The sequence below is a fragment of the Paenibacillus helianthi genome (assembly GCF_001909055.1).
GTDB classification, from domain to species: Bacteria; Bacillota; Bacilli; order Paenibacillales; family Paenibacillaceae; genus Paenibacillus_AQ; species Paenibacillus_AQ helianthi.
This window is the reverse complement of the sequence record NZ_LVWI01000034.1, coordinates 1-24,197: the sequence shown is the minus strand read 5'-3', so window position 1 is coordinate 24,197 and position 24,197 is coordinate 1. Positions and strand designations below refer to the sequence as shown.

Here is a 24,197-nt window from a genome sequence, read left to right as displayed (position 1 = left end):
ACAAAATAAAGGTACAGCCCTTAATAGACAACATAAAGGCTGTACCTTGTGTTTCGGTGATTCATGAAGCAGGCAAGACAACTATCCTTTGCTGGCGCCAGCGGTCAAACCGTCAACGAGCAGACGCTGCAGGAATCCGAACAGAATCATAATCGGTACGGAAATCAACACCGCCCCCGCTGCGAACAGTGTGAAATTGGAATTCTGCATCGTATTGACCATATCCCACATCCCGACAGCGACCGTCCAGTTCTCCTTGGTCCGCAGAATCAGCTTGGCAAAGATGAAATCCACCCACGGGCCGACAAACTGAGTAAGCGCCATATAGGTAATCATAGGCCGGGAGAGCGGAAGAATAATCCGGACAAAAATACCGAAATTGCTGGCTCCGTCAATCCGCGCCGCTTCATCCAATGATCGTGGAATGGTATCCAGGAAGCCCTTGGCGATCAGCGTACCGCCAAGGGGCGCTCCTGCCGCATAGACGATAATGAGTGCCATGTGCGTATCCAGCAGGTCGAACTGATTGAGTAGCAGATAGATCGCAATCATACTCATGAAGCCCGGGAACATCCCGAGAATGAGCAGTACCGACATGGTAGTCTTACGGGTTTTGAAGCGGAATCTGGATAGAGCGTAACTGGTCAGAAGGGTCAGCACCACACCGATCAGCATAGAGAATACGGCAATCTTAAGTGTATTCGCATACCAGGTCCCAAACATATAGACCGGTGAAGTGAACAGTTCCTTGTAATGCGCTAACGTAAAGTGTTCAGGAATCAGCGTTTTGCTGTACAAAGACTTGCCCGGCCGGAAGGATGCTAGCAGAATCCAGAGTGCCGGATAGATTGCAGCAATCGCCAGCGCAATCAGAACGATGTAACTGAGGCTCAAGCGAATAATGCTCGTAAGCTTGCGTCCGATAATCATTGAATCATATCCTCCTCTTGGAATGATTTGGTCCGGCGGTAATTGTACAGGGAGAACCCGGCTACAATAATGAAGAGTATAATGCCTATTGCGGAAGCCATATTATTTTTGTTCTGATCCGCCGTCAGCTTGTAGAGCCACGTTACCAGCAAGTCCGTTGATCCGGCATACTGATAATTCCCGTTGACCGGATTCCCCTGAGTCAGAAGGTAGATTGCATTAAAGTTGTTGATATTGCCGGCAAATTGCATAATCAGCGTAGGTGCAGTAGAGAACAAGATCATTGGCAGCGTAACAATCCGGAACTTTTGATAATTGGTCGCCCCGTCGACTTCGGCTGCTTCGTACATGTCTCGCGGGATCGTAGTCAGCACACCCATAATCAGCAGCATCGATACTGGAATCCCTACCCACATGTTGACAATAATAACAGTGAACTTAGCCCAGAACGGATCTGTCAGCCAAGGTAGCTTTCCAAGTCCGAAATAGCCGAGATACTGGTTGATCGGGCCGAACTGCCCGTTGAACAGATTGCGCATCAGCAGCAGGGAAATCATCTGCGGAATCGCATAAGGCAAAATAAGAATCATTCTCCACAGACCCTTGAAACGGATACCTTTTTGATTAATCAGCAGAGCGACAAGCATCCCGCCGAAATAAGTAGTTACAGTTGATAGAACCGCCCAGACAATCGTCCAGGTAAGTACACCGTAAAAGGTATGGCTCCATGATTTGAGGACCAGCAGATTACGGAAGGTTTGAAACCCTACCCAGTCCACCAGCTTCGCCGGCGGAATATGATCCGGTGCGGCAAAGTTTGTAAAGGCCAGCATGATCATAAAGATAATCGGCATAATGGTAAAAAACAAAATACCGAGACCCGGAATCAATAAAAAGCTCTGGGCAAACTTGTAATCCAGAATGTAGCGTACAGACTGTTTGAATGTATTCGAAGGACGACCGTTATCGCGTTCTTCTCCGGTTTTATGGGCATCCCTAATATTCATATACCAGGCAATCAGGAATAACACAAAGAACATCAGGGTGATCAAGCTTTGAATCAGAATGACGATGGAATGGTCTCCAGCCACCATTTTCGTGATTCCCTTTACCTTTACCAAATGGCTTGGAGAGTCCCCTAGTGAAGTAATCCCCCAAAAAGCCCTTCCCAAATTAGCGATGAAATAGACCAGAGCTCCAGCCTCTACAGCTAAAAAAATAAGCCCTTTAATGAATTGGCGGTTATATATTTGTCCCAATCCCATAAAAATGGTCGACAGTATTGCGGCTCTGCTGCGGTGTCGCTGCATTTCTCTTCCGTTCTCCTCTCCGCGCGGAATTCAGGAAACCGCCCGCCGCTACCCGGAGCGGCGGGCGAATGAATATCCACTATGTGCTAATGATGTGCTGTTTAAAAACCTCTGTTACTTAGAAGTTGAACCGTTATTGAGGTCTTTGATCTGCTGAACGGCCTTATCCATTGCCGCCTTCGGATCAGCGTTGTTATCCCAAATTTCCGGAAGGGCCGCATTCACAGGGCTCCATACGTTGCCCATTTCAGGAATGGACGGCATTGGCTGGGAGTTCTTCGCCTGCTCAGCAAAAGCGGAGATGTACGGATCACCCGTAATCTGTGCATCCTTCAGCGCTTCATTGTTGGTTGGAATGGAACCGATCAATTTATTGAGCAGGAGCTGTGCATCCTTGCTTGACGCAAAGTGAGCGTATAATTTGGCTGCGTTCGGATATTTCGAGTAAGCATTGACACCGAAAATTTTGATGCCGGAGAATGAAATTGCTGTTTTGCCGTCAATAGTTGGGATTGGGGCAACACCCAGCTTGTCACCAAGCGCTTCCTTGTAGGCGGCAAGCTCCCAAGGACCTGTCATATCCATGGCTACATCTCCGGAGCTGAACAAGCTGCGTTTGATGTCTGCAGTAATATCACCGCTCTTGACAGGCAGTGCTTCCTTCAATTTGACGAAAGTCTTCAGACCTTCAATGGCACCTTCGTTGTTCAGGCCGATATCGTCTTTGTCTGTGCCGTCTTTACCGAACAGGTAACCGCCGGTAGTGGCAATGAACGGATAGCCAAAGTACATGTTGCCCACTTCCCACATAATTCCATATTTACTCTTCGCCTTGTCTGTGAACGTTTTGCTGAAGGCAATCACGTCATCGAAGGATTTAGGAGCTTCTTTGACCAACGATTTGTTGTAGTAGAGAGCATAAGTTTCTGCCGCTCTAGGATAGCCGTACAATTCGCCGTCGAAGGAGGAGCCTATGATGGAAGCCTCTGTGTTGTCTGCTTTGGTCTGCTCAGTAAAGATATCGTTTGGAAGCAGCAGGCTTGCGCTTACGGCTTTGCCCAGATTGTCATGCGGGATCAGTACTACGTCTGCAGCCAGACCGGATGGACCATCCTGTGTAAGCTTGCCTACTTGATCCGGCGGAGCTATCTCTTCAATTTTCACGGGAACGTTATATTTAGCTGTAAATTGTTTGGCGATTTCTTCGGCAAAAGGTCTCTCTTCTTTACTCTCCCATACAAGCAGCGATGCGCCGTCTTCCGGTGCAATTTCACCAGTTGCAGCAGCATTACCGCTGTTCGTAGCAGCATTAGTAGCTGTAGCGTTGTCTGTTGGTGCATTGCTTGCCGCAGCATTTCCCCCGTTATTGCCATTGTTGTTAGAACCGCACGCCGTGATGGATACTGCCATAGAGAACGCTGCGGTGAGAACCATGAGCTTTTTCATTTCCATTGCTTAAACCCCTCCTAATTTGTGTATCATACCTCACACTTACGATGATGCCCCAGATCTTGCGCAAACGATTTCAGGGGATTCAAAAAAAAAGTATGTATTCGTTGTTGCCCCTTCTATATACGCTTCATCAAGTTCTGGAAAGCGCTTCATTTCCTATTTCATAATACAACAGGAATCATAATTGCAAAAACGTTTGCACATAGTAAATTTAGGCGAATTTGTTCGTTTTTTTTATAAAAAAACCGGTTTCCTCTCTATTTCAGAAGGAAACTCCTATTTTTTCCGTTTTACAGTAGTTAATCACTATAAAATTGTGTTCAGCGGAGATTTATTCTTGATAAATGGTTATTTTTATGTTATTAATAATATTTTTTACAAAAGAAAACCGGTTTTCTTTGTATTTTTATTTTGTGCAATGGTTTGTACTAAAGTATTGAACCTATAATTATTCCGTGCTATAATCCAAAACATTATAAGCAGCCTGTCCTTTCAACAAGGCACCACTGCCGTCCTTTCATTTTGAACAACTAAAAGGCAATGTTACTTCAAAAAGGTACAACCTCGGACAAGCCACCCGGCGGCGGTTGTGCCTTTTTGTTGTGTACATAGAACGGACCGGTTGGTGCATTAAGGCATAAAAAAGGGTGCAACAAGGCATAACGGATTCATATTTCATGTTATTACCTTTTTGTGGTGAAATACGGCCTTATTCATCTGTAACGCCTAAGGGATGACTGCTGCCTGTTTAGCAGAGATTCCGTCCAGGTTGCTTATGCTCACAAAACCCAGCGTGTGCTTCCGAAGCCAGTTTTGTACGAAGCTGTTCCAGGTTGCTTATGCTCACAAAACTTTTAGGGGGAATTATGAATGTTGCTTGAAGCTGTCTACCACCGTCCGCGTTTAAACTGGTCTTATGCCTATGATCACGAGACGATTCATCTGCGCTTGCGCGCCAAAAAAGGGGATTTAACCGAGGTCTTCGCCTGGGCCGGAGATAAATATGCCTGGGATGCCACCAAGGAGCTAATCCCGATGACCCTTTTCACCTCGGATGCGATGTTCGACTATTGGGAATGCTCTTCGGTCCCCAAGCACCGGCGGCTTAAATATGGATTTCTGCTGCAAAAAGGACATGAACGCATTTGGATGACCGAAAGTGATTTCCAGACTGAACGCCCTACCAACCCCAATCGGTTGTTTGAATTTCCGTACATCAACCGCGGCGACGTCTTTATTCCACCGGCTTGGGTGAAGGACGCTATTTTTTATCAAATTTTCCCTGAAAGGTTCGCGAACGGAGATCCCAGCCGCAATCCGGCACATGTGCAGCCCTGGGGCGAAACGCCTACACCGGAGAACTTCTTCGGCGGTGATCTGCAAGGAGTCATCGACCATCTAGACCATTTGAGCGAGCTTGGCATTACCGGTATCTACTTCACGCCGATCTTTACCGCCACTACCAACCACAAATATGATACAGAAGACTACATGTCTGTGGATCCGCATTTCGGTGATGTCGAAACGCTGAAAAAACTGGTCGACGCCTGCCACAAACGCGGCATCCGGGTCCTGCTCGATGCAGTGTTTAACCACTCGGGCCGAACCTTTGCCCCGTTTGTGGATGTACTTGAAAAGGGCGAAGCTTCCCGCTATAAAGACTGGTTCCATATCCGTGAATTCCCGTTACAGGTAGTGGATAGTGTTCCTACCTATGATGCTTTTGCGTTTGAGCCGTTGATGCCGAAGCTGAACACCGAGAACCCCGAAGTGAAGGCCTATTTGCTGAAGGTCGCGGAATACTGGATTACCGAGGCCCACATTGACGGCTGGCGGCTCGATGTGGCGAATGAGGTAGACCATGAATTCTGGCGCGATTTCCGCAAGGTCGTCAAAAGAGCAAACCCCGATGCCTATATCCTGGGCGAAATCTGGCATGAATCTGCACCGTGGCTGGAGGGCGACAAATTCGACGCAGTCATGAATTACCCGTTCACCGATGCGGTGCTCGACTTCTTCATCTATGGCACACTTGATGCCGAAAGCTTCGCTAACGCCATTGGCAAACAGCTCTCCCGCTACCCGCTGCAGGCTAGTGAAGTAGCCTTCAACCTGCTGGACAGCCATGACACTCCGCGTCTTTTGACTCTGGCTGAAGGAGACAAGAACAAGCAAAAGCTCGCTTCGTTGTTCCAATTCACCTTCATGGGCACACCTTGCATTTACTACGGCGATGAAATCGGGATGGATGGTGAGGGTGATCCCGGTTGCCGCAAATGCATGGAATGGAATCCTGAGAATCAGGACCTGGACCTGTTCAGCTACTACCGCAAGCTGATTGAAATCCGCAGCAGCCATCCTGCGCTTCGTACCGGCAGCTTCACCTTCCTGGAAGCCGGACGACACGGCAGCAAGCTGGCTTATGAGCGTCGTCTGGGTGACGACATCATCCTGGTACTGGTCAACACAGAGGAAACAGCACAAACTTTCCGCCTTGATGTGGAGGACCGCAACTGGGAGAATTTATTCACAGGCGAAGCGCTGCGCGCCGACCGCAGCAAGCTGTCGATCAAGCTGCCTGCCTACGGGTATGCGGTGCTTAAGGCGCTGCTGTAAAAGAAGTTGGAGCGGTTGTACGGTGAAGTAACTCCTGGGTATATAGGCTTCTGACTCGTCACAGCTGAACGCAAAACTCAAGGGGTAAACTGCAGCCGGAATAAAAGTATCCTTAAGCTAAGATATCCAGCGTGTGTAATACCCATAGTGGAAAAAGGATAACTAATCCAGTCCATTCCTCTTCAGGGAGCGGTCTTCGTTGGAAAAAGGATAACTAATTCCGACATATCCGGCCGGATGTGGTGAAATAGAAATATTAAGTATACAAAATCCAACTAAAACCGCTTGTAGCCAGGATTGCAACGAATTAGTTTTACTTTTTCCACTTAGCACCATCCATGCGTCCATCAGCACAATTAGCATCTATCAGGCATTGATCAGCATTGATCAGCATTTATTAGCATCCATACAGCATAACTAAACAACTAACCAACACAAAGAGCCCTCTTCGCGACGAAGAGGGCCCTTTGGGTTACTAATTACTAAATTGATAGGACATCATGCTAATTCCCATACATTTCACACGCTCCGTGAAGCAGACAATTCTCACTGTGGTTGTAGACTCACTAAGCAGCTTATTTATCCAGCAATCTATAGACCACCTGTGCAGCTTCAGCACGGGTCATCGATGCCTTCGGCGCGAACCGGTTGTCCGCTCTGCCCTGCAGAAGCCCCTGCTCTGCAGCAGCATGAACATAAGCTGCTGCCCATGAGCTGATGCTGGAAGCATCGGCAAATGCCGGGCTGCCATTTACAGCTTCCATCTTCTTGACTTGCTTCACTTCCAGTGCCCGAATGATCATAACAGCCATCTCTTCACGGCTGATTGCTGCACCCGGAGCGAACAAGTCCTTGCTGCGTCCCGTCACAATCCCTTGACGGACTGCTGCGGACACATAGGAAGCATACCAGGCATCCGCCTTCACATCCGTAAATGCAGCCTGCCCGTCAGCTCGGAGTCCCAGCGCCCGTACGAGCAGTGCAGTGAATTCCGCACGGGTGACAGAAGTTTCCGGCTTGAATTCGGCAGCCGTAACCCCCGAAATCACCTGCTTCGCGCTGAGCAATTTAATCGCCGTCTCTGCCCAGTGGCCAGCCGGAACATCCGAGAAGAATTTGTTGATCTCAAGCGCTGCATATTTGCTGAAATGTGTAACCTCAGCAGTGATGACATCCCCCTGCTGCGTACCTCCGACATACTCCAAATGGTTGCCGTCACCCAGATAGTAGATACCGAGCAGCACCTTGTCGGGATTTCCTTTAATCTGGAAGGCCAGCGTAACTGGTTCTGCAAATGAGGTTACCGGAAGAAGCGTACCGTCTTTGCGCACAATATTGAGCTTGAACTCATAGACATCCGATGCCGCTTTTACAGCCGTATGGTCCTTACTTAGACCAGCCAGCAGAGTGCTTGATGCATTGCCTTGCAGCGGCGCTGCTCTAAATAGAATCTGCGCACCCTCCGCATCCGCACCAGCCAATGTCCCTTGAATTTTACCCAGAACCTGGGCGGGCAGCGTGATTGTGAGACTATTCATGTGGAGCACCAGATCATTTGACCCCAGCAAGGCTGCAGCCTGAAGGGGCAATAGCACTGCTTGCTTGCCTGAAGCGAGTTCCACATTGACTTTACCGTCCTTGCCGTTCTTCAGAGTGTCTCCGCTCACAAGCTGCGTATCTGAAGCAGGTACAGCTGTCGGCACAACAGCCGAAGACGAGACTGGCGTAGACACAGGTGTCGCTGTTGGTGCAGGTGTCACACTAGGTGTAGGTGTAGGTTTCACCGACGGTGTCGGCGTCGGCGTTACCTTCGGAACTGCGGCCAAAATAACCGTCCCGCCGTCATCCCTGCCCGGCAGCTCAACCGTCACCTTCTGATCCTGTGATACCGTATAGGTCTTGCCGCTGTATTCATCCATAACCGCAGCCTGTGCGGCAAAAGGAACCGGAAGGCTGACGGATACCGCCCCTGTCTTCGTGTTGATCGCTGTTACAATATGTTCAGTTCCATACTGCTTGTCAAAAGCCAGATAACCCAGCTCATCCGAGCCGGCCAGCTTGGTACGCACACCTTTGGAATAGATCTGCGAATACTTGGCACGGATGTTCAGCAGCTTCTGGTAGTGATCGTGAAGCCCCTGTTCCGCACTCAGCTGATCCCAAGGCATATCCCCGCGGTTCTCACTGAATTCTCCTTTGGACATGTCTCCGGCATTCGCACCGGAACGACCCAGCTCTTCCCCATAGTAGATAACCGGCTGTCCTTTGGCCGTAATTTGCAGCGCGGCAGCCACCTTCAGCTTGCCCTTGTCTCCGCCTACAACATTGGACAAAAAGCCGTTCTCGTCATGGCTGCTCAGGAATTGAGCCATCATTCCGGTGTTATCCATCTGCGCTTCCCGGGTTTGCAGATACGCATCCACAGCCGAAATTTTCCCGTCTGTAAAGTCTTTTGCGGCGTTCTTGAAGCCAAAATCAAGCAGTCCGTCCATCTGGCCAGACTTCAGGTTACCGCCATCGTTGTCCAAAGTGCCGCCGTAATATTCTCCGACCAGCTTGAATTCTGGATCAATCGCGGTCAGCGCATTTTTGAACGCTTTCCAGGTTGTGCCGTCCACATGTTTCACTGTGTCCACACGGAAATAGTCGATGGTATCTCCGCGCTCTGTCCGGGCATTGTCCAGCCAGCCCGTCTGCCAATCGATGATAGTCTTGCGCACTGCCGGATCTTCGGTTTTGAAGTCAGGCAGCCCTGCCAATTCACCTTTAACCGGGTCGGTGTCAGCGGATACACCGTCTGTGCGGAGCATCCCTTCAAAACGAGCCTTATCCTCAGCCGTAACGCCCGGATAGCTGTCTTTCGCCTTTAGGCCGTAACCGGCATGGTTGAGCACAACGTCCACCATAATTTTGATGCCCTTGTCATGGGCTTTCTCGATCAGTTCCTTGAACGTTGCCATATTGCCAAGATGCTCATCCAGCTGGGTGAAATCCTTGGCCCAGTAGCCATGGTAAGCATACTGCGTTCCGCCGAAATCAACACCCTTGTTGAAATCGATATTGTCTACAATCGGCGTAATCCATAGAGTATTAATGCCAAGCTTTTGAAGATAGTCCAGATTGTCGATCATTCCGCGGAAATCTCCGCCGTGATAGGCTTCCAGATGGGTTTTGTCGACACCGGTATTATTCGTGCTGTCCCCGTCCTTGAACCGGTCAGTCAGCGCGAAGTAGATCCGGGCTTCATCCCAGTCAAAATCAAGCCGGTCATCTGTATACGTTCTTGCCTTTACTTCGACTTTGGCTGCACCTTTATGCGAATTCCCGTATTGATCCATTAGAGTGATCGGGATGGTCTTGATCCCCGCTGGCACAGTGTCCTTAACCGCAACCGTCTGTTTCATGAGCGCTGTATCCAGCTTCACTGCGCCCGGTCCGCCGAGGGCAGTCAGATCCATATAACCGTCCACATAGGATACATCTTCCGGAGAAGCAGCGTTAACGGTAACCACTGCATTTTCATTGGAGTTAATAGCCTCCGGCTGGACTAATGCAGTAATCGTGACAGCCGGGATATGATAGACTGCAGCCGATTCACCGTTCACGGTGTTTTTCGGGTCGGTCAGCTCTTCGGTCACTCCGTCCCTGGTCACGAGGAAGGTATACTTGTACGTGCCTTCCTGCACATCCTTCAGCTGATAGCTGAACCATTCATTGGCCGCTTCGTACACCATTGGATACTCCGTGCCGTTCACTTTGACCTTAACTGCATTGATTGCAGCCAGATTATCACTGCGGAACAGGGCATCGTCCCGGTACCGGAAGGTAATCGTCCCATCCTTCATCACCGGACCGCTTATCACCGGCTTGATATCCAGCTCTTTTACCATACTGGTCACAATCACCTTGGTAAAAGCTTCACCCGCCGTCAACGGTATAACCCGGTCATCCGGATAATCCTGCTTGCCAGTGTTCCAGTCTGTTCCCTTGCGCAGCATAAAGCCCACACTTGTGGCATTCGGTGCCACCTCAATCAGCACACTGGCCTTACCATCCTTGAAGGTGGTGAAATCAATCTGATCGTTTTTGACCCCCGTATTCCACACCCAGAGATTCCAGTCTGTATAATCCTTATCTTTACGGACATAGGTGATCTGGACATACCTTTTGGTATCCACCGCATCTTTGGTCACTTCAACAGTAACCTTGGTAGAGAGACCGCCATAGGAGATGGTGATCGTGGCTGCACCTGCCTTAACGGCTTTGACCAGTCCTTTGCTTGTCACCGTGGCAATCTGCGGATTGCTGGAGATATAGGCCGCATTATCGGTAACCTTTCTGGAGCTGCCATCATCGTATTTAGCCATTACAGCCGTTTGATGCGTGCTGCCGGTTTGGAGCGAATAGCTTGGGCTGTCCGTTCCAAGAGAAGCCAGAACGGCGGCGGCAGCGTCCTTACGGATGATCACGGCAGTAAGCGGGGCCAGCGTAATCGAATTTGCTGTGAGCGTGAAGCCCGACTGGCTTCCGGCAGGGATTGCCCCAGTTCCCGCTTGATCGTTGTCTACAAGCACCTGCCCTCCGGTCAGATCCTCGGACAGCGTCAGGGTTCTTGCTGTGTTGTCCCCGTTCATGAAGACATAATAGAGCCCGGTTCCATCGGTCGCTTTATTCTTGTAGCCGATCACCAGATCGGTTGCTTTGATCTCAGGCGCTGCGATCAGGCTGACATTGGAGTCCACCAGACTTTTGTCACCAAGCCGGAAGGCATCGGTAGATTGTCTGAGCTGAATGAGCCCCGACGTGTAAGCCCGGGTTGTATTCTGAACAGGATAGCTCACTTCATCCGTTGCTTTGGCCCAATCAAAATGGTTAACCGCATCCGAAGAATCATAGGAGTCGTGGATGAAATAGCCAAAGGATTGCCCGTTCCCATCCTTTAATTCCGTATATTTCTGCTCGGGCACCCCCGCTGCCTTCCACTGCTTGGTGCGTCCATACTCCTGGCCCGCTTGCAGGAAGGCTGTCCCTTGGGAAGTCAGCTCCAGCAGATTGCCCAGCCGGATCCGCTTCTGGATTTCCAGCTCATTCTCGGCTATTGACGGGTCCTTCTTGATCGACTGTGCAATGACATCATGCAGCGTCAGATTGTCATGGGCTTCGATATACGGCACGACATCGCCCGGATCATCCGCAGGAATATTGGAGGGCTGTGCTTTGATATTGTTGAAGATCGTAGCGATAGAACGTGCTCCGCCTGTGATGAACCGCGGCTCCCCTTCCGAGCCATAGCCGGACTTCAGCTCATTGCGGAATTCATCGGAGAATACACCGACACTATCCGTTTTGTCCATCCAGGACTGGTCTGCGCCTTTGCCGGTTAGTAGCGGATCGGAGGCCGCCCCGGCGAAGGTTTTCCAGCCTTCTCCGATGAACAGCGCCTTCGGATTGATCGCTTCAGCGGCATCATAGGCTGCCTGAACAGCATCCGCTGTCGCGTCACCCATCATATCCCAGCGCATGCCGTCTATTTTATATTCGCTGAACCAGTATTTGACCGAATCCACCATCAGCTTCTCGGCCATCTTGTGGCTGGTCGCCAGATTGTTGCCGAAACCCCCGACGAAGTTGCCGTTCGCATCCTTAAAGGCGTAGTAATCCGGCACGATGTCGTCCAGAAAATCTTTTTTGGCCATATGGGTATACACCACATCGAGAATGACCCCCATGCCCGCCTTATGGACCGCATCAATCAGGCCTTTCAGCTCCTTGATCCGCTCTTCGGGATCGGTTGGATGCTGTGAATATGCCCCATCCGGTGAGAAATAGCTGTGCGGATCATACCCCCAGTTGTATTCATTGTTCTGGGTAGAATAGGCGGATTCCCTGTTGCCCATCTTCGTCTCGTCGCCATAATACCAGGCCATCACCGGCATCAGCTGGATATGGGTCACGCCCAGGGATTTGATATAATCGAGCTTCTTCTCAAAAGCTGCGTAAGAGCCCCAACGTTCGCCGCCCAGCTGGCTTTCAATCGATACATCAGAAGTGAAATCCCGTACATGGACCTCGTAAATAACAGCATCCTCGCGCTTTTGGTAGCCAGCAATAGCCCCTGCCTTGAAATCCGGCGGGTTCGTCCCGCTGAGGTCAACAATTGCCGCTTTGCCCACCCTGTCACCGTCAGGCCCTGCCGCATCCGTGGTATCCACAGTGAATGCAGCCATTGACTTGGCATAAGGATCAAGTACCTGCTTGCTTACGCCGTTATTCGTTACTTCGTATTGGTAGTAGTAGCCACGCACATCCCCCGCACCACTCAGATCAGACGGCTTCAGCTCCACCGACCAGACGCCTTTATCGCCTGGAGTCAGGCTGACCTGTCCGACTTTTGCAGCAGCGTCGGTCTTGCTGTACACATTCGCCACTACACTGCTCGCCATAGGTGCCCAGAGCTTCAGGCTTGCCGACTTGTCCGCCGGATGATAGGTCGCTCCCAGATCATCTCCGGTGTAATTGTACATTTCATCAAGCATTCTCCAGCCTGCGGAAGCGGATACACTTTTCCCGGAATAAGTCACACTAAGCGGAGATTGATCCAGTTCAAAAGCTCCTGTGTCCACCTCTACCGAAGTCGTGCTCTTGATCGTCACGGCAGTGACAGGAACCGGAGTGCCCGCTTTATCCGTGACCGTTATAGCAGATTTCAACCCGGCAGCGTCCAGTCCGTCCGTTAAGGTAAAGGTCAGAAGAATCTTGCTGGTGGACAGCACCTCCGCCGATGCAAGACTCAAAGGCAGTTCTCCAAAAGGGGACACATATACATGATCATCACCCTTTTTGATCCACAGCTGATTGTAGCGGTCAAGCAGACCGAACGTTTTGTCGCCTCCGTCCTTATCGCCGCTAGAACGGTTCACCACCACAAAGCCCATTTTTTTGGCATTTCCCTTTAGTGGAATATCCGCATAAGTCCCATAGGCATCGGTATGCTCCGCAAGAAACGGTGCTGCATCTCCCGGCCAGGTGACCGGCGGGGAAGCCACATCATCCCACAGCCATAAGCCGTATTGGTTCTGATTGCTGTCCTCTCTCGTATAATGGACCCGCACGGTATTGGCCGGAAGCACCACCGGTTCGTAAGGAGTCACAATATCCGAGTCTTGCTTGATCCACAGCTCATTGGTCTGCGGTGTATTGATCGTGAACAGCTTGTCGCCTTTGTCTTTGGCCTGTGTGCTGCGGTTAACGACGAGGAAGGAGACTTTCTTGGCCCCCGCCTTCAGCGGCACATCGGCATAAGCTCCATAAGCATCAGTCTGTCCTTCAGGAAAAGGGGTTGCCCCTGTCGGCCAGCCTGCAGAAGGTGAAGCTACATCATCCCATAGCCACAGTCCCTGATCGGAGTAATCCCCGGCCGGCCGGTTGTAATGAATCCGCAGCTGCCCCTCCGGTACAGGAATCACCTTTCCGGGTACAGCCGGTGCTGTAAAAGAGGCACTGACCCCGTGGTCCTGTGCATTGTACCTGAACGTGACTTTCAGATCGGCAGGAAGCTTCAGGGTCTGATCCTGGTCTGGATAGAGCTTATCTGCTTCCGGGGTATCTCCGGGAACATACACTCTATAGGCATATTCTCCTGCAGGCAGATCGGCTACCCGTTCATAGATCCCGTCAAAATCAGGATCGGACAACGTGGCTCCCGCATCAGCCGGAGAAGAATCCCGGGCATCGCCCAGCTCCGTTTGAAGTGTTCCTGTCAGCCTCGGCAGCTTATCAACCGAAAGAGGTGTATAGTACGTGGAATCGGCGATTTTCTTGGTGAGGTCATTATAATAAAAAGTTACGCTGGTCTCGGCAGTAAGCGTTATCTGAATATTGCCGTCTGTATTGACTCCGGCGGGATTGGTATAGCTGCTGTATCCGTAGCTCTCGTCCCAGGTGCCGTTCAAGGCGATCTTGTATTCATATACGCCTGCCGGCAAGGTGCCCGTGAACTTATACATCCCATTGTCCACATAGGTTAATTGTGTCACGCTGGCATCCGGATTCCAGTCACTTGTAGGCGCTGCCTCCGTTGATAATTCCGATTGAAGATTGCCAACGAGCACGACTTTAGATGTTTGCGCTTTCACATTGCCCGGATATGAGAAATAAGAACATACAAAAACCACAATCATACAGATGGCAAATGCCTTCTTGCCCCATAACGCTCGTTTCATTGTGCGAATACCCCCCGTAATTGAATTAGCCTGAAAAGCAGGTGTTCCTCAATCTCACCGCATATTCTTGGACTAGTTCATGTTGTTCATTGCGGCTTCAATCCCATAATCCTCTCCGTTCCTCTTCCATCCCCCCTTTATTCCCTGTCACCTAACTCCCTCCCGGCCAAATAATATTGTCTGCTATCCGCTGATTTGCTCCGTTTATGCGCAAACGTTTGCAAAAATAGGAATGTGGCGGATAAGCCATATAAAATTAGGGATAGAGAAAGGCTAATCAAGCAAAACCAACGATTGTAAGCGCTTTTTATTTCTGTTCAACATACTAATCCTCTACCTGGAGCGTTGTCAACAATCATTTCCAAATGAATCTGTAGACCTCATCTAGAATTCCAATTCTGCAACAGGTATCATTTGCACACAAACACACCCGTAATTTGCACAATATTGCACAACACTGCGGATCATCGGGTTTGAAAAATCCAGATCAGAGCAACCAGTAGTAAGTCCGTTCATTACATCGCTGATGACAGAAAAATACACCGCCCCCCTTTCAGCAGCCTTTGCAGAAAGCTCCTAATCCTCCCCTTCATCACCTGATCTCATTGGTAAAGTACAGGGAGGCACCATCTCCGGCTGTCCTGCAGAACCACTAATCATATCCCTGAACAAGAGTTTCACTATTTACAATTAACAGCTCTTCGATTAATATTACAGAGTAAAGCAAACGGTTCCATAAGGAGGTTTCTATGACAGTTACCATCAAGGACGTGGCTAAGAAAGCGGGAGTATCTCCCTCCACGGTATCCCGGGTGTTGTCAGGCCATCCCAGAATTAGCCTAGAAACTTCCCGTAAAGTCAAAGTGATTATGGAGGAAATGGGCTACACTCCGAATATGATGGCCAAAAGCCTGGTTTCGAAGACGACGAACAGCATTTGCATTATCCTGCCAAAACCGGCTGAAGAGCTGTTTTCCAATTTGTTTTTTATGGAATTGATCCGCGGGATCGTTACACAGTCCAGCCGGTCCGGCTATGATGTGCTGATCAGTTCCGGCGCGAATGAGAAGGAAGAGCTTGAGTCCGTCTCACGCCTGCTCAAAGGCCGCCGTGTTGACGGCGTTATTCTGCTGTATTCACGCAAAGACGATGCCGTGATTGATTTTCTGGAATCGGGTGGCTACCCTTTTGTACTGGTAGGGCGAAGTGACCGCTATGAGAACATCTTATCGGTGGATAACGATAATATCATGGCTGCTTACGATGCTACCAACCACTTGATATCGATGGGACATGAACGCATTGGCTTCGTCAGCGGGCCGCCCAACCTCATCGTTTCACGCGACCGGCTTGAAGGTTACCGCAAAGCGATGGAGAAGAACGGACTGGAAATGCGGGCTGAATGGATTGTCGAAGGTGAATTTTTGCAGGACAGCGGCTACAGGGCGATGTCTTTCTTCATGAATCTCCCGAACCGTCCCACAGCACTTGTAGCAGTCGATGATATGGTCTCTTTCGGCGTCCTTCGCGGGCTGAATGAGCTGAAATACAAGGTTCCTGAGGATCTGGCCATCGTCAGCTTTAACAATATTCCGCTTTCGGAATTGTCGAGCCCGCCGATCAGCAGTATCGATATCGGTATCTATCATCTAGGCTACACCGCTTCCCAGGTGCTGATCCAGAGCATCCAGAAACCGGATAACCATGACGGATATACGAACCGGTTCGTGATTCCGCACCGCTTAATCGTCAGGGAATCTTCCATGTATTCACCAGTGAAGAAGTAACTTCGCAACAAAATAAATGAAGCTATCGATGCTTCATTTATTTTTTCGACACTTGTACAAACGTTTGCGCTACATAAAGAGCAAGCTTACAAAACTTAAGCCTATGCTTTCGAAGCGAGTTTTGTACGAAGTGAATCAATGACGTTATGCTTACAAAACTTAAGCGTATGCTTTCGAAGCGAGTTTTGTACGAAGTGAATCAATGACGTTATGCTTACAAAACTTAAGCGTATGCTTTCGAAGCGAGTTTTGTACGAAGTGAATCGATGAGGTTATGCTTACAAAACTTAAGCGTATGCTTTCGAAGCGAGTTTTGTACGAAGTGAATCGATGACGTTATGCTCACAAAACTTTTAGGAGGTTCAATATGTCAGAAATCAAAGCCTGTTTATTCGATTTGGACGGCGTGCTCGTCGACACCGCCAAATATCATTACATTGCCTGGAGAGAGCTCGCCGAGCAGCTCGGCTTCGTCTTCACCGAGAAGGACAACGAACGTCTCAAGGGCGTCAGCCGGACGGCATCGCTCAACATTCTGCTGGAGATCGGCGGACTGACTCTGGACGAAGAACGCAAAGCCGAGCTCGCCGAGCAGAAGAACAATCGCTATGTCGAATACATCGCCAAGATGGACAGTTCGGAGATTCTGCCGGGCGCCCTGGACTTCCTGAAGGAATGCCGGGCGCAGAAGATCAAGACCGCTCTCGGCTCCGCCAGTAAAAACGCAATGATGATCCTGCAGAACACCGGGCTTACGCCCTATTTCGATGCCATTATCGACGGCACACATACCAGCGCGGCCAAGCCTGATCCGGAAGTCTTCCTCCTCGGAGCCAAAGCCGTATATGTTGAACCCGAAGAATGTGTTGTCTTCGAGGATGCCGAAGCAGGAATCACCGCAGCTATCCGCGCCGGCATGCGCAGTGTGGGTATCGGTTCGCCGGAGACACTTTCGGCAGCGGATATCGTCGTCCCTTCGCTGGCGCATATCAGCGTTGCAGCACTCAGGGAATCATTTACAAGCGTTTGACGAACATTAACAGTTATAAGTAATGTGAGTCTCTTTTGCCCTACTTTTTTATAAAAGAACTATATGTGAGAACTGGAGTTACGTGAGAGCGGAACGGGCGAAAAGATTGTGAAGAAGCGTCAGCGCTCGCCTTTGTCCCCGGATGCTTACCTTAAGCTTCAATCGGAGCATCCGGGGACAACAGCGATCGTAACAACCTTTCGCTTGTGGAGCGGCCATGTAACTTGCAACATTGAACAGATAGTTCCATTTATATCATTCCCCATTTAAAAGGAGCCGGTACGCATGAAACAATATTTAAAAATCGACGAATGGTCCATTATCGAAGAATCCTTTGATCCGCAGACCCAGGAAATTTCCGAAAGCGTCTTTAGCCTCGGGAACGGGTACATGGGCGGACGCGCTAATTTTGAAGAGCAGTACAGCGGGCATAGCCTGCAAGGCAGCTACATGGCTGGCGTCTACTATCCAGACAAAACACGGGTGGGCTGGTGGAAAAACGGCTACCCCGAATATTTTGCCAAAGTGCTGAACAGCACGAACTGGATCGGGATCAGCATTGACATTGACGGCACACCGCTGGATTTGGCGACTTGCACCGTTAACGATTTCCACCGGGAGCTTAATATGAAGGAAGGCACCTTGTCCCGCAGCTTCACAGCCACCACAGAGGGCGGCAAGGAAGTACGGGTCGAGACCATCCGTATTGTCAGCATGGCCCGCCGCGAGATTGGTGCCATCCGCTATGCCATCACCCCGCTTAATTTTGCCGGAGAGCTGACCATCACCCCCTACCTCGACGGTGACATTAAGAACAAAGATGCCAACTATGACGAGAAATTCTGGAATGAAGTCGAGAAAAAAGGCGCACCGGACGGCGGGCATTTGACGCTTAAAACAAAGAAACTCGATTTTCACGTGACCTCGGCTTATCTGTTCGACATTCTCGTGAATGGTGACAAGCTTACCCGTACAGCTGAAGCCATCGAGCAGGAGAAATATGTAGCCAGCAAAGTATCCTTTCCGGTAAAATCCGGCGATCAGGTGGTAATTTATAAGTATGCCGCAAATGTCACCTCCCGTAATCATGGGCTGGGCCAGTTGGTTGAGGCCGCAGAAACCGCGCTGCACAGTGCCCGGGAAGCCGGTTTTTCGGCGCTTTTGACCGAACAGGCGGAGGCTTGGAAAGATAAATGGAAGGAAAGCGACATTATCATTGAAGGCGATGTGTCAGCGCAGCAGGCGATCCGGTTCAATATTTTCCAGCTGAATCAGACCTATACCGGTGAAGATGACCGGCTGAACATTGGACCCAAGGGCTTCACCGGGGAAAAATACGGCGGCAGCACCTATTGGGATACAGAAGCTTATTGTGTACCATTCTACTTAAGTACTGCGGATTCCTCGATTGCCCGCAACCTGCTGATCTACCGGTACAAACATCTGGAGAAAGCCAAGGAAAATGCCCGCAAGCTCGGCTTCAAAAAAGGTGCCCTCTATCCAATGGTGACGATGAACGGCGAGGAGTGCCACAACGAGTGGGAGATTACGTTCGAAGAGATTCACCGCAACGGCGCGATTGCCTATGCGATTTATAACTATGTGAACTACACCGGAGACCAATCCTATCTTGGCCAATACGGCCTTGAGGTGCTGGTGGAAATTTCCCGCTTCTGGGAGGAACGCGTGCACTATGTGCCGCACAAGGACAAATATGTAATGCTTGGCGTCACCGGTCCGAACGAATATGAGAACAATGTCAACAACAACTGGTATACGAACCGGATGGCTTCCTGGACGATGGAATATACATTGGAAGCGCTGGCGTATCTGCAGGAGAATGAGCCTTCCCGCTATGCGGAGCTGGTCGACAAGCTGGAGCTTGCAGAAGATGAAACGGCGAAGTGGAATGAGATTGTCGCTAAAATGTACTATGCAGCCGATGAGGAACGCGGGATCTTCCTGCAGCAGGACGGTTTCCTCGACAAGGAGATCATTCAGGTCAAGGATGTACTGCCGGAGAATCTGCCGCTGAATCAAAAATGGTCCTGGGACCGCATCCTGCGTTCCTGCTTCATCAAACAGGCCGATGTGCTGCAGGGACTCTACTTCCTGGGCGACCGCTATGACCTGGAGACCAAAAAGCGCAATTTCGATTTCTATGAACCGATCACCGTTCATGAATCCTCCCTCTCCCCTTGCATCCATTCGATTCTTGCCTGCGAGCTGGGGTACAAGGAAAAGGCTTATGAAATGTACCTGCGCACATCGAGACTGGATCTTGATAATTACAACAACGATACGGAAGACGGCTGCCATACCACCAGCATGGCAGGAACCTGGATGTCGATCGTGCACGGCTTCGGCGGACTGCGTGTGCAGTCGGGCCGGCTGATTCTGAATCCATCCAACCCTGGCCACTGGACGGCTTATTCGTTCAAGATCATGTTCCGCGGCTCCCGTCTGAAGGTGAACGTTACGGATGCGTTGGTTACCGTGGTCAACGAAACCGATATTCCGGCGTCCATCACGATTCATGGCAAGGATTATACTGTGAACGGTCTGAGCAGCGTTACGTCTGAAGGCTCTTCTGTTACGGTGTAATTGCTGCCGTTACCCCGAAGCTCCGCTTCGGGGATATTTTTATAAGTTCCACTGGAAAATTGAATCGGCAAGAAAGGTGGCGGGGAATTTGGAAGTGCAGGAGCGTTAGCGTCCGCCTTTGTTCTCGGATTTCATCCGAAATATTGAACATTAAATATAGAAATCCGAGAACAACAGCGGCCGAAACTCCTAACTTTCCCTGGAACCAACATACTTGCTAATTCTATTTTATAACCCATCTTATATTAAAATCCCATTCAAAGGAGCTAGTTTCATATGAACAGAACCTTTTGGAAAGAAGCCGTAGTCTATCAAATCTACCCTCGCAGTTTCCAGGACAGCAACGGAGACGGGATCGGGGATCTGCGGGGGATTATCTCGCGCCTCGATTATCTGCAGGAGCTGGGGGTCGATGTCGTCTGGCTGTCGCCGGTCTATAAGTCCCCAAATGATGACAACGGCTATGATATCAGTGATTACGAAGATATCATGGATGAATTCGGCACACTTGGCGACTGGGAGGAGCTGCTGAACGGGCTGCATACACGCGGTATCAAGCTGATGATGGACCTTGTCATCAACCACTCCTCGGATGAACACGCATGGTTCCTGGAGTCCCGCTCCTCCAAGGATAGTCCGTACCGGGACTATTATATCTGGCGTCCCGCCGGTCCTGATGGCGAAATGCCCAACAATTGGAGTTCCATCTTCAGCGGTCCGGCCTGGGAGCTGGATGAGAAGACAGGCGAATACTTCCTGCATCTGTTCTCCCGCAAGCAGCCGGATCTCAACTGGGAGAATCCGAAGTTGCGGGATGCGCTGTACAAGATGATGGCTTTTTGGCTGGACAAAGGAGTGGACGGACTGCGGATGGACGTCATCAACATGATCTCCAAGGTCGAAGGCCTGCCTTCTGCCCATCAGGAGGGTCTTGCTCCCGGCGAGCTGGCCGGTGGCGGGGAATATTATATGAACGGACCGCGTGTTCACGAATATCTCCAGGAAATGAACCGCAAGGTTCTCGCTAAATATGATGTGATGACAGTGGGTGAAACCCCTGGAGCTACGGTAGAGGACGCCATCCTCTACACTGCTGAAGACCGGCAAGAGCTGCAGATGGTTTTTCAATTCGAGCATATGGACGTGGATTCCGGCCCTGGCGGCAAGTGGAATGTGGCTCCCTGGACCCTGACCAAGCTGCGCGACATTCTGCATAAATGGCAGGTGGGTCTGGCGGAACAAGGCTGGAACAGCCTGTACCTGAACAACCATGACCAGCCCCGGATGGTTTCCAGGTTCGGCGATGACGGGGAGTACCGCGTCATTTCGGCCAAAATGCTTGCTACCCTGCTGCACACGCTGAAGGGGACACCTTACATCTATCAGGGTGAGGAAATCGGTATGACGAACGTGAAGTTCTCCCGGCTTGAAGATTACAAGGATATTGAAATTCATAACATGTACCGGGAAAAGGTGACCGAGGGCGGCGGTGATCATGATACGATCCTCAATGCCATCCATTCCAAAGGCCGGGACAATGCACGTACGCCTATGCAATGGGACTCTTCAGCCAACGCCGGATTCACGGAAGGAACTCCTTGGCTGAAGCTCAATCCGCGTTATGAGGAGATCAATGTGGAACAGGCGCTGGCCGATCCGGATTCGATATTTTACTATTATCAGAAGCTGATCCGGCTGCGCAAAGAGCATCCTATTATGGTATACGGCGATTACGAGTTGCTGCTGCCGGAGCATGAAAACATTTATGCTTATACCCGGACGCTTGAGGGCGAGCGGTGGCTGATACTGCTGAATTTCTGTGAAACTCCGCAAACCGTAGAGCTCCTGGATGAGCTGAACGCTGTAACTGAAACCATCATCAGCAATTATCCAGAGGAGCAAGCAGCCATGGACCGGGGAACCCTGCGTCCTTATGAGGCCAGAGTCTGCCGGCTGGGGAGCTGACTTCTTCATCTCTCTAAGGCTATACTATTATCAGACCTGTCTTCAATGAGCAGAGAATAACAGGACTGGCGCAGGATTAGCATGATAGTATGGATACAAAGGGAGATGGCAGATTTGGAATGGCTGATCCGCATGAAAAATGCACTGGATTATATGGAAAGTAAGATGACTGAACCCATGCGCATCGAAGACGTTGCCAGGGTAGCCCATGTCTCTCCTTTTCACTTCCAGCGTATGTTCAGCATGCTGACCGGGGTAACGGTGGCAGACTATATCCGCAAACGGAGATTAACCCTGGCGGCTCAAGAGCTGGCTATTTCAAAAATCAGGGTGCTGGACGTGGCATTGAAATACGGCTACGACTCCCCCGAGGCATTCGCAAAGGCATTCCGCAAGGCACATGGGCTAACCCCATCGGCCGCGCGTGAGCCCGGAGTGCAGCTCAAAGCATTCCCCCGCCTCTCCTTCCATCTATCTTTGAAGGGAGATCAGGAAATGGAATACAAAATCGTGGAAAAAGCAGCTTTTACCGTTATCGGTAAATCTATGGAGGTTACTACACGGGATGGAGAAAATTTCCGCAGAATCCCGGAATTCTGGAATGAATGCAATGCAGACGGCACTTCGGATAAGCTGATTCAGCTCGGCACTGACCCCAATTGGCTTGGAATCTGTATGGGTATGGACATGGAAAAAGAACTGCTGTCCTACTGGATTGCAGTGGAGGGTACCCCGGAGACTAACCCCGAAGGCTATGAGACTGCTGTGGTTCCGGCTGCAAGCTGGGCTGTATTCACTTCAGTCGGCCCTATGCCCCATGCGATTCAACAGGTGTGGCAGCGGATTTTCCAGGAGTGGTTCCCGGGAACAGGCTATGAGCATACAGGCGGACCCGAGTTTGAGCTATATCCACCAGGAGATCCGAGTGCCGAGGATTACGTTTGTGAAGTGTGGATTCCGGTGATGAAGAAGTAACTGTTCTACGTTTATTTTCAAGACCAGCCGCAGTGCGGCTGGTCTTTTTGCAGATGTAGGAGCGAAACTATTATTTTCATTTTGAGAATTGGTGCGGGCTTGGTATAATTACAGATTATACGGCTTTTATACTATGAAAGAATGTCATCCTAGAATCGGTGAAGGAGAAATTCATGTCTATCGTAAAAATCTTTTCAGACAGCACATCTGATTTGCCTCAAAGCTGGAAGGAAAAATATGATATCGGTATCGTGCCGCTGTATGTTGTGTTCGACGATGCCACTTACAAGGATGGGGTGGATATCACGCCTGAGGAAGTGTATGAACAGGTAGCTGCACGTGGTGCCCTTCCCAAGACAGCCGCACCCTCGCCTGCCGATTTCATGACTGCCTTCGAGCCGGTGATCCGGGATGGAGACAATATCGTCTATATCAGTCTTTCCTCTGCCTTATCCTCTACATATCAGAATGCCCTGCTGGCTGCCGGGGAGTTCCCGGAAGGCCGGGTGCAGGTAGTTGATTCCGAAACGCTGTGCGGAGGCATAGCCCTTCTGGTCATAAAAGCCGCCCGTGCGGCAGCAAAAGGCCAAAACGCCCTGGAGATTGCCGCTATGCTGAAGGAGTGCCGCAGCCGGGTGGAGACAGAATTTGTTGTGGATACGCTGGACTATCTGTATATGGGCGGGCGTTGCTCCGGTATGCAAAATTTTATTGGAAGTTTGCTTAAAATCCGGCCTGTGCTGCGTTTGATTGACGGTGCCATCGTCCCGGTCAGCAAGATTCGCGGCAAGAAAGAAAAGGTCGTCGAGCAGATGCTGCAGCACGCTCTGGCCCATGCAGATGAGATCGACAAGGAGCTCCTGATAGTCGCCCACACCCTGGCAGAAGAGGATGCCAGATACTTGGAGCAAGCACTCCGGGAACAGACAGGGGTGGACGAAATTGCCACCATCCATGCAGGTTGCGTGATCGGCAGCCACTGTGGCCCTGGAACAGTAGGCCTCATGTATATGCATTAATAAGACTTTTGAAGGCTGGCAAGCGATCATGCTCCAGCTGCAGCCGCAATCAAATAGCCAGTGCGCTCTGTGACGAGCCCGTTGACTGCATTTTATGCAGACATGGGTTCGTTTTCTATGTGGACGCCTTATTTTTCCGCGTCAACATTAAAGCGTTACTATATCAATTGGATTTGATATTTACATATGGGGCCTGGTCGCAGCTGCGGGGAATGTTTGAACTTCCGGCCGCTGTTGTTGTAAGAATTCTTGATCTTTTTAGTGTCGGGGGTTATGGGGTTCGGGTT

The 24,197-nt window shown here is 50.3% G+C and carries 11 protein-coding genes; 7 read left to right on the top strand and 4 right to left on the bottom strand.

Features of this window, described 5'->3' with window-relative positions; all coding sequences use genetic code 11:
- Nucleotides 1–81 precede the first annotated feature (81 nt).
- The 3 genes from A3844_RS09760 to A3844_RS09750 all read right to left on the bottom strand — a co-directional run bounded on the left by A3844_RS09760 (nucleotide 82) and on the right by A3844_RS09750 (nucleotide 3,692).
- Nucleotides 82–930: a sugar ABC transporter permease gene (locus A3844_RS09760; protein ID WP_074102777.1), complete on the bottom strand. Its 849-nt coding sequence runs from the start codon at nucleotides 928–930 to the stop codon at nucleotides 82–84.
- On the bottom strand, nucleotides 927–2,240 hold the full coding sequence (locus tag A3844_RS09755) for a sugar ABC transporter permease (protein WP_074102778.1): 1,314 nt from the start codon (nucleotides 2,238–2,240) through the stop codon (nucleotides 927–929). Before A3844_RS09755 ends, A3844_RS09760 begins: the two co-directional genes overlap by 4 nt.
- A 114-nt stretch (nucleotides 2,241–2,354) precedes the next feature.
- A complete protein-coding gene (locus tag A3844_RS09750; protein WP_074083882.1) occupies nucleotides 2,355–3,692 on the bottom strand; it encodes a sugar ABC transporter substrate-binding protein in 1,338 nt (445 codons plus the stop codon).
- An 870-nt stretch (nucleotides 3,693–4,562) separates the two neighbouring features.
- Between A3844_RS09750 and A3844_RS09745 the strand changes: the two genes are divergently transcribed.
- Entirely contained in the window at nucleotides 4,563–6,308 is a 1,746-nt protein-coding gene (locus A3844_RS09745) for an alpha-glycosidase (RefSeq protein WP_074107307.1), read from the top strand.
- 575 nt (nucleotides 6,309–6,883) lie between these two features.
- Here A3844_RS09745 and A3844_RS09740 read toward each other — a convergent pair.
- Nucleotides 6,884–14,530 (bottom strand): pullulanase, encoded by a 7,647-nt coding sequence (locus A3844_RS09740; RefSeq protein WP_074107306.1) that lies wholly within the window; start codon nucleotides 14,528–14,530, stop codon nucleotides 6,884–6,886.
- Nucleotides 14,531–15,279: 749 nt separating this feature from the next.
- On the opposite strand from A3844_RS09740, the gene A3844_RS09735 reads away from it, so the two are divergent.
- From A3844_RS09735 to A3844_RS09710, 6 genes are all read left to right on the top strand, one after another.
- The gene (locus tag A3844_RS09735; protein WP_074083879.1) at nucleotides 15,280–16,317 is read left to right on the top strand and encodes a LacI family DNA-binding transcriptional regulator; all 1,038 of its coding nucleotides are present in this window, start codon (nucleotides 15,280–15,282) and stop codon (nucleotides 16,315–16,317) included.
- Nucleotides 16,318–16,684: 367 nt separating this feature from the next.
- Entirely contained in the window at nucleotides 16,685–17,347 is a 663-nt protein-coding gene (gene pgmB / locus A3844_RS09730; protein WP_074107305.1) for a beta-phosphoglucomutase, read from the top strand.
- Nucleotides 17,348–17,632: 285 nt separating this feature from the next.
- A complete protein-coding gene (locus A3844_RS09725) occupies nucleotides 17,633–19,951 on the top strand; it encodes a glycoside hydrolase family 65 protein (RefSeq protein WP_074107304.1) in 2,319 nt (772 codons plus the stop codon).
- Nucleotides 19,952–20,227: 276 nt separating this feature from the next.
- Nucleotides 20,228–21,916: a glycoside hydrolase family 13 protein gene (locus tag A3844_RS09720; RefSeq protein ID WP_074107303.1), complete on the top strand. Its 1,689-nt coding sequence runs from the start codon at nucleotides 20,228–20,230 to the stop codon at nucleotides 21,914–21,916.
- A gap of 114 nt (nucleotides 21,917–22,030) precedes the next feature.
- Nucleotides 22,031–22,891, top strand: coding sequence for an AraC family transcriptional regulator (locus A3844_RS09715; protein WP_178382391.1), 861 nt, complete (start codon nucleotides 22,031–22,033; stop codon nucleotides 22,889–22,891).
- A 173-nt stretch (nucleotides 22,892–23,064) separates the two neighbouring features.
- Nucleotides 23,065–23,910 carry a DegV family protein gene (locus A3844_RS09710; protein WP_074107302.1) on the top strand — a complete coding sequence of 282 codons (846 nt, stop codon included), beginning with the start codon at nucleotides 23,065–23,067 and terminating at the stop codon, nucleotides 23,908–23,910.
- Nucleotides 23,911–24,197 lie beyond the last annotated feature (287 nt).